This is a genomic window from Vibrio coralliilyticus, assembly GCF_024449095.1.
In the GTDB taxonomy this organism is placed as follows: domain Bacteria; phylum Pseudomonadota; class Gammaproteobacteria; order Enterobacterales; family Vibrionaceae; genus Vibrio; species Vibrio coralliilyticus_A.
Genome location: NZ_CP024628.1, coordinates 35372 through 49023, shown reverse-complemented (window position 1 = coordinate 49023; position 13652 = coordinate 35372). Strand labels below are relative to the sequence as shown.

The 13652-nt window shown below is 42.6% G+C and carries 15 protein-coding genes, 1 pseudogene and 1 riboswitch; of the genes and pseudogenes, 6 read left to right on the top strand and 10 right to left on the bottom strand.

What is annotated here, in order from left to right; all coding sequences use genetic code 11:
- Positions 1-14: 14 nt before the first annotated feature.
- Together CTT30_RS15845 and CTT30_RS15840 are read left to right on the top strand one after the other, a co-directional pair.
- A complete protein-coding gene (locus CTT30_RS15845; RefSeq protein ID WP_239835753.1) occupies positions 15-305 on the top strand; it encodes a hypothetical protein in 291 nt (96 codons plus the stop codon).
- 24 nt (positions 306-329) lie between these two features.
- Positions 330-467 carry a hypothetical protein gene (locus CTT30_RS15840; RefSeq protein WP_239875032.1) on the top strand — a complete coding sequence of 46 codons (138 nt, stop codon included), beginning with the start codon at positions 330-332 and terminating at the stop codon, positions 465-467.
- Between the two features lie 81 nt (positions 468-548).
- On the opposite strand, the gene CTT30_RS15835 is transcribed toward CTT30_RS15840, so the two are convergent.
- The 3 genes from CTT30_RS15835 to CTT30_RS15825 form a co-directional block, all read right to left on the bottom strand.
- Positions 549-1793: a hypothetical protein gene (locus tag CTT30_RS15835; protein ID WP_239875033.1), complete on the bottom strand. Its 1245-nt coding sequence runs from the start codon at positions 1791-1793 to the stop codon at positions 549-551.
- 236 nt (positions 1794-2029) lie between these two features.
- Positions 2030-2773, bottom strand: a complete 744-nt coding sequence (locus CTT30_RS15830; protein WP_252037075.1) for a phosphatase PAP2 family protein — start codon at positions 2771-2773, stop codon at positions 2030-2032.
- A 489-nt stretch (positions 2774-3262) separates the two neighbouring features.
- A complete protein-coding gene (locus CTT30_RS15825) occupies positions 3263-4111 on the bottom strand; it encodes an SDR family oxidoreductase (RefSeq protein ID WP_239835749.1) in 849 nt (282 codons plus the stop codon).
- Between the two features lie 98 nt (positions 4112-4209).
- On the opposite strand from CTT30_RS15825, the gene CTT30_RS15820 reads away from it, so the two are divergent.
- The gene (locus tag CTT30_RS15820; protein WP_239875035.1) at positions 4210-5121 is read left to right on the top strand and encodes a LysR family transcriptional regulator; all 912 of its coding nucleotides are present in this window, start codon (positions 4210-4212) and stop codon (positions 5119-5121) included.
- 69 nt (positions 5122-5190) lie between these two features.
- On the opposite strand, the gene CTT30_RS15815 is transcribed toward CTT30_RS15820, so the two are convergent.
- Complete coding sequence (locus CTT30_RS15815; protein WP_239869314.1) at positions 5191-6003, bottom strand: AraC family transcriptional regulator; 813 nt, start codon at positions 6001-6003, stop codon at positions 5191-5193.
- Positions 6004-6108: 105 nt separating this feature from the next.
- Here CTT30_RS15815 and CTT30_RS15805 point away from each other — a divergent pair.
- A pseudogene (locus CTT30_RS15805) lies at positions 6109-6914 on the top strand (sulfite exporter TauE/SafE family protein).
- Positions 6915-7280: 366 nt separating this feature from the next.
- Here CTT30_RS15805 and CTT30_RS15800 read toward each other — a convergent pair.
- The 4 genes from CTT30_RS15800 to CTT30_RS15785 form a co-directional block, all read right to left on the bottom strand.
- Complete coding sequence (locus CTT30_RS15800) at positions 7281-7895, bottom strand: YopT-type cysteine protease domain-containing protein (RefSeq protein WP_252037073.1); 615 nt, start codon at positions 7893-7895, stop codon at positions 7281-7283.
- A 151-nt stretch (positions 7896-8046) separates the two neighbouring features.
- Positions 8047-8709, bottom strand: a complete 663-nt coding sequence (tenA, locus tag CTT30_RS15795; protein WP_252037072.1) for a thiaminase II — start codon at positions 8707-8709, stop codon at positions 8047-8049.
- 36 nt (positions 8710-8745) lie between these two features.
- Complete coding sequence (gene thiD / locus CTT30_RS15790) at positions 8746-9576, bottom strand: bifunctional hydroxymethylpyrimidine kinase/phosphomethylpyrimidine kinase (RefSeq protein ID WP_239875036.1); 831 nt, start codon at positions 9574-9576, stop codon at positions 8746-8748.
- Positions 9577-9679: 103 nt separating this feature from the next.
- Positions 9680-9777, bottom strand: a riboswitch (TPP riboswitch).
- A 98-nt stretch (positions 9778-9875) separates the two neighbouring features.
- Positions 9876-10379 (bottom strand): lactoylglutathione lyase family protein, encoded by a 504-nt coding sequence (locus CTT30_RS15785; protein WP_239835743.1) that lies wholly within the window; start codon positions 10377-10379, stop codon positions 9876-9878.
- Between the two features lie 214 nt (positions 10380-10593).
- Here CTT30_RS15785 and CTT30_RS15780 point away from each other — a divergent pair, with 214 nt between their 5' ends.
- Both CTT30_RS15780 and CTT30_RS15775 read left to right on the top strand, forming a co-directional pair.
- Complete coding sequence (locus CTT30_RS15780; RefSeq protein WP_252037071.1) at positions 10594-11424, top strand: HDOD domain-containing protein; 831 nt, start codon at positions 10594-10596, stop codon at positions 11422-11424.
- 105 nt (positions 11425-11529) lie between these two features.
- Entirely contained in the window at positions 11530-12423 is an 894-nt protein-coding gene (locus tag CTT30_RS15775; RefSeq protein ID WP_252037070.1) for a LysR family transcriptional regulator, read from the top strand.
- On the opposite strand, the gene CTT30_RS15770 is transcribed toward CTT30_RS15775, so the two are convergent.
- Together CTT30_RS15770 and CTT30_RS15765 are read right to left on the bottom strand one after the other, a co-directional pair.
- On the bottom strand, positions 12420-12938 hold the full coding sequence (locus tag CTT30_RS15770) for a VCBS domain-containing protein (RefSeq protein ID WP_252037069.1): 519 nt from the start codon (positions 12936-12938) through the stop codon (positions 12420-12422). The genes CTT30_RS15775 and CTT30_RS15770 overlap by 4 nt on opposite strands.
- 362 nt (positions 12939-13300) lie before the next feature.
- On the bottom strand, positions 13301-13459 hold the full coding sequence (locus CTT30_RS15765; protein WP_239869667.1) for a hypothetical protein: 159 nt from the start codon (positions 13457-13459) through the stop codon (positions 13301-13303).
- Between the last annotated feature and the right edge of the window lie 193 nt (positions 13460-13652).

Genomic DNA, 13652 nt, shown 5'->3' with positions numbered 1-13652 from the left:
ACAAGGAGCACAGCATGATTTCAACATTCAGGGATTACGAATTGCCAGATCAAAACCACTTCCATGCTCATATTGAAGTCAATCCAGTAGGGTTGTTAGATGTTGATATTATAGAAAAAAATGAGCATCACCAAACGGAACTCTGTGATATTAGTTTTGAGAAACTTAACGGTAAGACACGTATTAAAGGAAAGGAAGCACAGAACCAATGGCAATTGGATCTGGATGATAAAGATGCCACTGAATTACATCACCTGATCTCAGAAGCCAATGAGGAATATGAGATTTTAATGCGCGATTTATAAAACTCATTAGTCAGGAAAAGTGCTATGTTCTGGCGCACTTTTCCTGATGTATTTGCTCATCCAATCATCTCGAGTAATGCCTCAATCGAGATATTTTTAGCGGATTTGGCCGACCACAACGCCGATTTTCTTACTGCTAAGAGTCGCTCACCAAGTGTCTAAATCATTCAATGGCGATGCTCGCTACTTTTCCCATCCAAATCGCGCAAAACGGCTCAATGACCCGTTTTTTATCGGTTATAGCTAAGGTGTAGTAGGTACTGGCGTCGCAGACTGCACTACAAACTCGTGTCCATCAAGCAAGCCTTTACCTTTCTTCAATTCATTCAAGCGCGCATTGACCACACCATCTTTACTGGTGAAATCAATCTTATAACTATCAACGTATTCCTGAACATATTTACTCGATAGGGACTTCAGTTTGTCTATATAGACCACAGCCTTATCAAAATCCCCTTGCGATATCACTTCCAGTTTAGGAGTCAAAAGCTGGACAAACTTATAGGGGTGGCCGACAAAGCCACTACCCATCACCAGAGCCGCGATAATTGGCGTCGTGATCACCGCACTTTGGAACCATTCAGAGAACATCTTATGGTCATTCACTAAGCTGCCTTTAGCGGTACGATTGTTCCACTCTTTCTTAGCACGTTTAACAACTTTCGCGAGAAGGCTACGTTGAACAAAGAAGTCCACCAGTTTGATAATACGCTCAAGAATACTGGTGATTAAGCTGATCAATGAACCAACCCCTGCCGCCGCATCACCAGCGGCTTGCAAGCCAATGCCTGCCACACCCATAGTAAAATCTTTAATGCCACCCAGTGCGCCTTTCGCAGAATGGCGAGCCAGAGCGTTCGAGATAATGCTTGGATGTCCACCCAGTAAGTCGACACCACGACCACGATAGATTTGTGAAATCAGATCTTTGGATTTTAATACCGACTTTTTCGCTGCAGAATAGAGCCCAGAAGCACTTTGCACATAGCCCCATCCAGGAATAATATTTGAGAAGGTCCCGGCAAATTCACTAGTCAGCCAAGTGCCAACTTCAGCTAGCCACTCGACACCGTGCAACAAGTCGCCATAAATGTTCTTCACTTTATCAAGCAAAGAACGAAAAAAATCAGAAAACAGCTGCATCAGCTTCGTTTTTATCGCCGATGTAACTTCACCAACTTTCTCCGCCGCCTTAGAAGCTTTCTTAGCTATTTTGCTGTTTTTCAGCTTGGTCATCGCATCGGTTTTATTAAGCAGACCCATTGCTGCACCTTTAAAATCAGCAAAGGGCTCAGTTCCAACCACAAAGGCCTCAAAAAAGTGCGCGTTCGAAATCTTCGCCACTTTAGTAATTTCAGTGTTAGCTAACATGTACATCGCCCCCATACGAGCATCTGCCATCTGTGCAACCTGAACACCTAATGCCGTATTAGTGGTTTTACCGAACATTTTGTCTTTAATCAGACGTTTTAATAGTTTTATCTGCATGCAAACCTCTGCCCAAACAGTAACGACACGTTAAATTCAATATCGAAAGTGATAATTACATAAACAAGACAAATAATAGCGAGTTTTATCAGTTATGTGGTCTGTTTTGCTACTTTAATTACAAAAAAGCATACGAAAATTAGGGATGCGTACAATATATCATCGCACAAGTAAAAGAAGCCCCGCAGGTCAGAGCATGACGTGCAGGACTAAGGCAATATCAATGAGTGATTGAATCAGGTCGTTAAATGGGACCAGCGAGAGAACAGCTTTTCAGTGATCCGATCGAATTTTGGAGCCAACATATACAACATCAGGACAAATAACACCGACCCCATCAGATCAACAGGTCGATGCATACCTAACCACAATCGGCTGTACGCCATACCAACTGCCCATACGCCTAATGCCGTAGCCAGCACGTAGCGTCGATTGTGGATAAATAACTGCCCAAAGAAAGCAAGGCAAATGGCAGCAAAGATGGTGTGACCCGATGGGAATGAATAGTCTTTCTCCCCCTGCCAATGACGTGTACGCCACGAACTCACACTGTGAGAAATGTCGTTTATCACATCTTGCTGTTGCACTGTGCTTAAATTATAGAAGTGGGATGGTTGTGGAATCAGCAGTTGATGAGTCAGAAGTTCAGTATAAGGTCGTGGACTTTCTGTCATTTGTTTAAGGCCGGTTTTGCACACAAACCCGATTAAGAGAATTAATCCAAGCTGAGCCATTTTACTCAACCACTCGATACGGTTCGGGAGCAACCGCCAAGAAATAGCGACCAAAACAAACAGAGTGATAATGGCGCCTTTCGAACCTGCAGAGTCAGTCAAGAGGGTAAAAGCTAGCCCCAGTGGGTCCGATACGGTACTCAGTAAATCAATATGGCTGGTCAATAAACTCATAGGTGCAATGAGCAAAAGAAAGGCGACTAAAAGGCCCGTACCATACTGTTTTTCGATAAGAAAATTCTTCACCGTGATATCCTGCACCGAATCTGTCAGATGCAGAATATTAGTCGACTCAAGGTGGAAAATTTATCAACTCCATGTCAATTTGATGAAAGATCGAACCGGCTTTCTCAAAGAGTCACAGTAAATCATTTTTATAAAAAATAACCAAAAACACAAACATTCACAAAAGCAATTTCACCCGTAAATTCAACTCAAAAAAACAGATATGGCAGTGATTAAATCACCTTATCTTGGCGAGAGTGCTTCCACTAGTTGCTGCATGATTTTGACTACAGGCCTTTCTGTAACTCGCAGTGAATTGGGGTCAACAGAGCTGAGTACAATCTGACAGTTCAACTATATCGTGTAACTTTCCAGTTATAGCATCACTTACTTAAATTTCATATATTTCAATGCTTTAAATATAAAAAATACTTCTCTGCTATTGTTCACCGCTTCGATAACAAGCGATAACAGCTCCCAATACACAGGAACTGTCATACTCAATTATCATTAGTTTACTTTTAACCAATCGGATAGTTTGGTTGAGGCCTTAAATGGGTGCTCTAAAGTGATGGGGTCTGGTTCTTCTCCAACATTCTCAGTGTACGACAGCAAATCGACAGCATCCAATAAAGTGTCATCACCCAATTCTTTGGCATACGCCCAAGCTTGGCTCTCTGTCATGTGATGCCGAGATAGGTTTTTTGTTTTTGCATAGAGATCAGCTGCTTCTGATATTGTGAAATATTCCGGCCCAAGTAAGGTTAATCGCTTATTGTATAGCCTAGGTAGTTTATAACTCTGCACAACAGCTTGGGCGTAGTCCTCAGCGCTAATCCATCGGATGGGCTTCGTTGACTCGCACATGGTAGTCACTGTCTCTTGATCAACTAATAAGTTTAGGGTCTCAAAAAACCAACTTGGCAGATATGCCATATATGGGATGCCGCTGTTTTTTAATAAGCTTTCTGCTTCTAGCTTTGCTTGTGTATCAACTCTGAAGCTGTTCTGTTCATACGCTGTCGCAGTTGAAATCATAGTTATCAATTGTATTGACGATTGATCAACGGCTCGGAGGATCTGCTTTGTTCCCTCAACATGATTCTGGAGATAAGACTCTGGGCTGCAACCACTAAGATTGATATGAACAGCTTCTACATACTTCAACGCAGCAGCTAGACTCTCGTCATCGAATAAGTCTGCTTCGACAAACTCAAACTGCGAGCCTTGAAATAACCCTCGAGCTTTAGACTGGTTTCTTGAAATGACGCGAACAGTATAACCATCATTAGCAAATGCTTTCACTACAGGTGAACCAAGCATTCCGGTAGCGCCGATCACAGCAATGGTCTTGAACATAATATACTCCTTATAAATGAAGCATTCATCATAAGCGCCATTGATTAAGATTATTAGTAGGATAAAATGATTACCTGCTTACCAAAAATGGGATAATAATGGATCTTGAAGCTAGCTTATGGTTTTTAACTGTGGCTAAAACTGGCTCTTTTTCGAAAGCTGCTATCGAACTAAAGGTACCCACCAGCACCGTAAGTCGACGTATTGCTAATCTAGAAAGCCAGTTAGGGACTACATTATTGGTTAGAAATACTCGAAATATGCAATTAACCCAATCAGGAATAGAATATTTAGCTCTAACCAAACAGCTCGAAATAAGTTATCAATCATTAAAAGATTGGCAAGACACTCAATCACAGGTATCTGGTACGTTACGTATCACCGCCCCATTACAATTTGTTGATTGGCCTCTCAGCGACTGGGCCATCGAGTTTAAATCGATCTATCCAACACTCAACATCGAACTGGTTGGCAGTAATGAAAACCTTGATTTCTTCGAAGATAGAATTGATATTGCATTTCGTCAGGGGCCCTTATTAGATTCCGATCTGAAACAAAGACGCTTGTTTGAATTGCAATACGGTATATATGCATCACCTAACTGGTTAAAAAAACAAGATGGTATCCAAGATTTGGAGTGGCTGCAGGGACATGAAGTAGTAAATATTGGAGTTAAAGGAAAAGGTTTGCCATGGCTCGTTCAGCAAGATAACAAACCGCTCACAATTTTTCCGAACTCTGGCTTGTTACTAGAATCTCCGCAGCAGGTAGTGCGAGCCGCAAAAGCAGGTTTAGGTATGATATATGTTCCGTATTTTGATGCCCATTCAGCAGTAAGAAAAGGTGAAATTGTGCCCGTGTGTAAAGCACTGTGGCCTAATTGGATCAGCTTCTACCTTGTATTCCATGAGTCGAGAACGAAATCAAAAAAGCTGTCGATGTTTATCGAGTTTATCTTCACCAAACAGAAAGAACTGCTAAAACTCCCAGGTATTCGTGAGCCGATGTAACAAAGTCAGTTTGATTAGATTGCTCTAAACTCAGTCTGGACAAAACTAACCCAAATAAAATATTCGTAACTAAATACTGCGATTCGAAAAGTAACGCGTAGGTGACTCACCATAAACCCTGCGAAACATAGCGATAAAGTTACTGGGCGTTGAATAACCTAAAGCATAGGCAACTTCTCCTACCGATACTCCTCGTGCCATCATTTCTAGCGAATGAATTAGTAATATCTGCTGCCGCCATTCACTAAAGCTAATGTTTAACTCACTTCGAATCAAGCGTCTTAGTGTTCGAGATGAAACCGCTCCTATGCTTGCCCAATACTCAATAGAGTGTTTGCTGTTTGGATCAATTAGAATCGCTTGAGTGATCTTTTGTAGCCTTGGATCTTTGGGCAATGGAAAATAAAGTGATTCGTGGGGGCTATTGCCAACTTCGTCAGAAATCACCGAAAGAATGCGCGTACACTTGGATGATAGATCCTCTGTTTTGCTCCATGTCGATACTCTAATCGACAAGACTTTTAAGACATCACTCATTTCGATCACGCAAGGCCTAATTGGAAACTGGCCACAGACTTCTGGCGTAAACAGTAATGAGCGACCTTTCAGAGAACCACAAAAATACACGCTATGCATAGCGTTTGGAGGTATCCAACCCGCGCGATGAGGCGGTAAGATCCAAGTTCCTTCATCGGTTTTAACCTGTATTAGCCCTTCATCTATACACAACAACTGACCACGATAATGCTTGTGCCAATTATGCGGCCGTTGCTCCAACTGATTGAAATCACTCCGTTCATGCTGCCATTCCTTAGCAATTAACGCAGCTCCATTTTGCCATTCACTGTAATCACAGTTTGGCATTTCTTTAGAGATGTTCAACTTTGTCCATTATTCATTATTTTATGTCCTTATAACGTTATCATGACATGATAGAGTTCGAGTAATCTTTTCGCATCGACCAGTTTTATCGAAGGCGGATCTATGATGAACGAATCTATCTTTATCTTTTATTACATCACAGCTGGATTAGGGGTTGGCTTTCTTGCCGGACTCGTTGGAGTTGGTGGAGGTGGTATGGCAGTACCTATTTTTGCGTTACTGTTTTCCATACAAGGTATAGCAGATTCTGAACTAATCCACCTAGCACTTGGGACATCGATGGCTTCGATGATCATTACAACATTGGGTAGTATGCGTGCTCACCACAAAAAAAGAACGTTGACTTGAGCATGGTAATCAAAATGTTGGGCGGAGTTCTGATCGGCACATTTTGCGCGACCTTAATGGCATCGAATCTACAAAGCGTACACTTAGCAGGTTTTTTCAGCGTATTTATGTTGTATGTTGCTTATAAAATGTTTCGAAGCAAAGATCATAAAAACAATAAAAGTCCACATGGAAGCATCGGTAATATCACTGTCGGCTCAGTGATTGGTTTCATTTCTGCACTGGTCTCTATAAGCGGTGCCGGTCTAATAATCCCTTATCTTATCCAGCAAAACTTTGAGGTAAGACGTGCTATTGGTACATCTGCGGCAATAGGCTTCCCAATCGCACTGTCTGGCAGTTTCGGGTACATGCTAAATGGCTGGGAAAATACAGATTTGAGCAACTTAATTTTAGGATATATATACCTTCCTGCAATGGTTTGCTTCTCCATCAGTAGCTACTTAACTACTAGCCTTGGCGTGCGATGTGCTGACTATTTTCCAAGTAATATACTCAAAAAGATCGTTGGTATTTTATGTGTTGTTCTGAGTTTCAAAATGTTGGTACAGACACTGAATTAGGGACATCCGAATATAGCCAATTACAAGTTTACAGATTGATGCGGGAATAAATCTTACCTTTTACTCATCCATTTTTTGTATACCTCAATTAACTCATTATCCGCATTGTACATAGATGCATACTGCATTTCTCAGCCGAAAGTTAAGACTGATCAGTTGAATTCGTATATCAAGGTTTAGCGTTAGCAATTTGAGTCCAAACCAATACAATAAAAAGAGCCAGTTTTTTATAAAACTGGCTCCTCGCTTGCTTAACTTCTCTCAGCGACTCTAAGTAGATTCTTAGAGATTGGATGCATGCCGTAGTGAAAAACGGTAACCAGCTACACCTCACCGTGCCTTTATTAGGAAATGAACGAATACAAGTTACGCTGCTGCCACAGTCTTTACCATATGATACTGGAAAGGAGCATAGAAGTTCGCCAGTTTGGTCAACCAACTCTCAAAATCTTTGCTAGGTACTTCAAACTCGCCAAAGTTCGGCTCAAAAATGTACACCGTATCATTGTCTGTTTTTAGGCTCCCTTGCTTTGGTGACAAGGAACGATAAAAGGCAATAGTGTGCGCACCATCAGCTCCAATAACGGTTCCAGGAAACCAGAAGGAGTAGATAAAACCGGCGTGTTGAGGTTTGGTCACGGCTTTCACAATATTTTTGATGTTAAAGTATGAATAGTCGTATAAAAGCGCCGTTTCTTTCAAACCGCGTAGTGAAATCATCATCCTATCGGCTACTTGGTAAGAAGATCCACCTTCAGACCAACGACTGGCAAACGTTTTTTGTAATACTGGGTTACCAGCCCCATCACGCACAGATAACCGCTTCATACGCTGATCCGCATTGCCTTTTTTCTCGAACATAAAACTCAGCCACTCGATACTGAAGTTATGACAAGCACCATGAGTTGCTGCTGCAGATGTCCCTTTCTTCGCCTTCATAACATCCACCTGCGAAAAATTAGCAACAATATTGTCCTTCATAGATCCTCTCCAACTTATTGTTAATAGCAATAATGCCTTTAATATTCATTCAGTTAAAAATAGCAACTAAGAGAGTAGTGACCTAATTATTTTTTAGAGTAAAAATTCAGTTTATTAGTTCGTGACCCAATCATCCGAGCCTTTATTTACGCTAGATGGTATCTAGACCTTGTTGCCAAAACGCCACCTCCATTCTGGTCGCCGTTCTGAACACCTGAATCAGGCTCTGACCTCGTTGGCTATGCGGATTGATATCTTTTAAGAGCTGATTAAAATGCAAAGCGCTCTGCGCGACTCCATTTTGAAACGACTCACCACCATACAACTCAATCCAACTCGCATAAGGATTTCCTTCCAAAACGGTCTCCTTATTGTCTAACAAAGCACTTCCAATCACTGCATAGCCTATTGAACATGGCGCGAGCGCGGCATACAGTGCAACCAAATCCCCCATCATGCCCGTATCAAGCACATAACGCGTATAGGCGATAGTCGCCACATCTTCTGGTTCGTGTTTCAGATCTGATTCTGTCAGCCCCCACTGACCACAATACGTCACATGATGATCTATTTCAGTTTCTAACAAGACTTGAACACTCGGTAATGCAAAGCGCATTTCTTCCAATGTACGAGCTTTATAGATGGCTAAAGCATGAGCACGTACATACTGTTTAAGGAATAAGAAATCCTGCTTCAAGTAATGAAGAAAACAGTGTTGATCAAGAGTGCCGTGCGCCAGTTGCTGAACAAAATCGTGCTGCGTGTATGCCTGCCAGTCCGGCTGACAAGCTTCAATAAGATCCTGATAGTTCATTGTTTCGAATCCCCTCACTAAACATCGACTCTGCCGTTAACGAACATTGACATGCCCGCAGAAAAAGTGATGGACTGGTCCATGTCCCTTGCCAACGTTGAGTTCATCAGCATGAGCAATGGCCTGTGAGATATATTGCTTACCCAAATACACGGCTTTGTGCAGCCTATTGCCCTGCGCAAGATAAGACGCAATCGCCGACGATAGAGTACAGCCTGTTCCATGAGTGTTTCGCGTTGGAAGCCGTTTGGCACTCAGAAGCTCACTCGTTTGCGCTAAGATCAGCAAATCATTGCTGTTGTCATCTTTTTCTAGATGCCCTCCTTTCAGCAATACCGCTTTGGCCCCCAAAGCACGTAATCCTTCGATCATATTGCCCATCTGATCTTCATTTTCCGGCACCGCACTATCGATCAAAGCCGCTCCTTCAGGGAGATTAGGGGTGATCAGATCCGCCATCGGGATCAACTGCTCTTTTAATGTGCTAATCGCCGACTGCTCCAGCAGAAGATCACCGCTGGTTGCGACCATCACAGGGTCAACCACCAGATGAGCAGGCTTGTACTGTCTGATTTTGTCCGCAACGACCTTAATGATCCGCGCGTCAGCCAACATCCCGACTTTAACGGCAACCACATTGAGATCCGTAAACACAGCGTCAAGCTGACTTTCAATATGCTCAAGAGGAATTGGGTGAATCGCAGTTACGCCAAGCGTATTTTGTGAGGTGATAGCAGTGATCACTGAGCAGGCGTAACTGCCCGTTGCCGACATCGCTTTAATGTCGGCCTGAATACCAGCGCCGCCGCCGCTGTCTGAGCCTGCAATGGTTAATACAATCGGTGGGGTGTCTTGTGAATGTGGCATGATGGCTCCTATTACAAGACGTACAGGAACTCTCTGCCAAATATGAAGTGATCAGTACAAGATCGAACATAGAAAGCGAGTACACCAAAGCCTGCGTATTCAAACTTCGGCGCTAATAGTTCCCTACGTCAGTGCTAACTGAATCAGGTTCTACGGGTCTCGCAATGCGATCTCAGCCCTAAGGCTCCCCGACTATTTCCCGCTGATAATAACAGTAATTAAAAAGCGAATGCACTTTTAAATTTACAATAAGTGTGAATCGTCATTTAACCACTCATACACCTAAAGAGTTGAATGGCTTACTTATAAGCACCCGCTGAGTAATGCAGCTCGTAGCTATGAGAGTAGATTTCAAGGATGTTACCGAATGGGTCTTCCATGTAAATCATGCGGTATGGCTTCTCACCTGGGTAGTAATAGCGTGGCGCTTTCATACGCTTCTTACCACCTGCTGCAACAATCTTCTCTGCCAGCTCTTCCACGTTTGGATCCTGAACACAGAAGTGGAAAATACCTGTTTTCCAATATTCGAAATTGTCTTGTGGGTTTTCCTGATTCCTAAACTCAAACAGCTCAACCCCGATACGATCACCCGTTGAAAGGTGAGCAATACGGAAACGCTCCCAACCGGCACCAAATACGTCAGTACACATTTCACCGATAGCAGAATCGTCTTCAACGATTTCGGTAGGTTCCATGATCAGGTACCAACCAAGCACTTCTGTATAAAATTTAACTGCTGCTTCTAAGTCAGGTACTGAAATACCGATATGAGAAAAATTACGTGGATATGGAGTAGACATGTAGACCTCTTCTTTACTCATGCATTGGGAACTCTCCCGTTTCGTTGAATCCATATTAGGTCACACTTAAATCAATTAAAAATTATCAATAATTCTCATTTTAATAAACTTTTATTATCAAAATAAGTTAAACACTTCTTCGTTTCCAACTTTGTATGAAACTAATTTACTGTTCTATAGTAAGAAAACTCATAAGTAAAAAAGGAGAGTGCCAATGAGTCAAGAGGCTTTAATTTCTCGTCTTAACGAGTTACCAAGGATCCAGAAAGTACTGCAAGAACTGCTTGATATGGTGAATCAGGACGAGGTTGATTTTGGCGAGCTCTCGAGAAAGATCGCTACCGATCAGGTATTGAGTGCTCGATTACTTCGCATGGCGAACTCTGCCCATTTCGGTGGCAATAAAACGGTCTCTTCCGTTAACGAAGCTTTGCTTCGTGTTGGTACTGGTCCAGTAAGAACTCTGGTAGTGGCTTCCGTACTTTCTGGTGCGTTTCCTAAGCTCAAAACACTGGATATGGACCAATACTGGGAGGACACCTTCGAAGTTTCGGTCATTGCCAGCAAGATTGCCGACGAAACGGGCATGGATTCCAACGAAGTATTTACCACAGGTATTCTCCATAACATTGGAGAACTGATGATTCATACTTTAGTGCCTGATGCTGCAGTCAAGATCCATGAACGTGCAGAGGCAGGAGAAGATGCGATTGCAGTCCAGGAAGAAGTACTGGATATTACTGCGCCAACACTGGGCGCTAAGTTGGCAAAGACTTGGAAGTTCCCAGAACCCATGGTGGATGCCATCGCGAATTATCATGATCCTAGAGATGCAGAACTGTCACCTAAAATGGCCACCACCCTGCACTTTGCTCGCTCGATCCACCGCGATTGGGATAAACTAGACAGCGATAATGCAAAAGCACGCTATCTGGCTGAGCACCCTGACTCTCGCTTGCTGCATATTTCTGCAGCCTTCGCGCCAACTGTCGATAAATTCCGCGGCAACGGCCGAGATCTCGCGACTCAGCTCAATGCAGCCTAATGTCAAATGGCGAGGTCACAAGCCTCGCCATTTTGCTCAGACTATCCAAACATCACGTTATCACATAGACTATCAAAAATAATTTTTTGTTATTAAAAGATGACTATGCTAAATCCATTGTGGCTGAAAACCTTTCAAACGTTAATCGATACCGGCCACTTTACAAAAACTGCAGAAAAGCTATTTATGACTCAACCTGGCGTCAGCCAGCACATAAAAAAGCTAGAGCAAGCATGCGGTCATGCTCTCATCGCCAGACATAACAAAACATTTGAAATTACAGAAGCCGGGCAATCTGTCTACCGCTATGCCCTAAAAATCGAACATCAACAGGCTGAACTTCTCCATTCACTCAATATAGAAGACCCGTATTCAGGCAACGTTTCCCTTTCCTGTTCAGGAGCTCTTGCGCTACACCTCTATCCACACTTACTTAATTTACAATGTAAACACCCAAACCTAGTACCAAGGATAGAGGCAGCTCCACATCATAAAATTTTGGCAGATGTACTATCTGGAGAAAGTGATATTGGGATAGTAACGCATATACCTTCCGATTCTCGCTTCGAAGCAGAGACATTAGGAATCGAACCTCTTTGTCTGATGCTACCTGCCAGTATGTCATCAAAGAAGTTAACCGCTGATGCTTTGAAATCGATTGGTTTGATTCAGCATCCCGACGCTATCCATTACCTCTCACTGTATTTCGCCGGATGTGGGGAGCCGTGCTTAGAGAATATCAACATTGATGACATTCCCGTCACTGGGTATATCAATCAGTTGAATCAGATATTGTTACCAGTTGCCAATGGACTGGGATTTACCGTTTTGCCGAAAAGTGCCCTCGATTCATTTTCAGGCAAAGACGATATTGCTATTTATCAGTCACAGAGTGAGGTTGTAGAAACTTTGTTTTGTCTGACTAAAAAACACCGCCAGCTACCGCAGCGTTTTACGACCATAATGAAAGAGATCTCTTCTCACTTTCATCGCAATTAACCAACGGTCACTTCAGTCGCTAGCTCTTCAATCACAGCCCCGCCCTCTACACCAATCAATGTGAGGCTAATAGTAATGGGATCACCAGACTCCGAATATAGTGAGAAGCTTTCAATCTTACGCTCACCATGCTGAAGAAACTGCATTTTGATGTTATAAACCGAATAATCCCAGAACCCATCTTTATCAATGCTTAAAGAGCCTAGCGTTCCCTTTGCTGCAACGATACTATTGGGGTCAAATCGCGTCTGGCGTCGGTGGCTGCCTGAAATAAGAAGTCGTCCAGAATCTATCAATAATGGTGACAATTCCCATTCTATAGCCTTGCTTGTCTCCTTACTGAGCATTTGACTGGCTCTTTCTCTTATTCCTTCAGTATGGCTTCGCAATAGTGAAATCGGCGTAGAGCGTAATAAACTTAGGCTTGCAGAAGGGTTGACATCGGTAGACAAAGCGTAGGTTTCTGTACGATGAACAGCGCTTTCAGGATGATGTGAGTTGATTGAGTGAGCCATAACCTTCTCCTATTTCCTCTAATTGCACTTGTCAAAAACGAACACATTTTTATCAAGTGAGGTACAGTCACTAATGCAAGCTATGCGCCAAAAAAATCGAAAAACAAATACGCACAAAAGTGCATATAATTCATTATGATAGAAATGAGAAAAAGACAACCGCATATAGATTTTCAATATGAGAAGCAAAACACAACAAGCTTCAGGCTCTATTTTCAATTTGCCAATAGGACATTTAATCATTCTATTCACCACACAGTGACTTAACTCAGACGTGATAAATAGGGCAGAATTGAATCGATAGAGACAAAAAAGGAGCCGTTATACAAGCGGCTCCTTTCCTCTATCCAATACAATGCAATTTATGCTTCTAATACATCTTTTCCCGCGGCTTCTGCAAGGAGAAGCTGATCCGTTTCATCTAGCTGCATACCCAAAAACGGCAAACCGTGCTGGCATATCCAGCAGGCAAAGAAAACAATGATACCCAGAGCCACTAAACTCAAAACGATCATAGCCAAACCTCCTCCTTGGTTATCAACACATGTACCGATAACTCAGGTGCAGCTTCGAAAAGCTTGGACAACTATAAGGCCTTTGTAAATACTTTATTCTTTGGCGTTTTCGATTCACTCTCAGTGGCATTTCACTGAGCCTTGTGTCTCGTATTCGTTCAGTTTTTCGTATTAACTCTGAGAGCTTACTCGGGTCTCT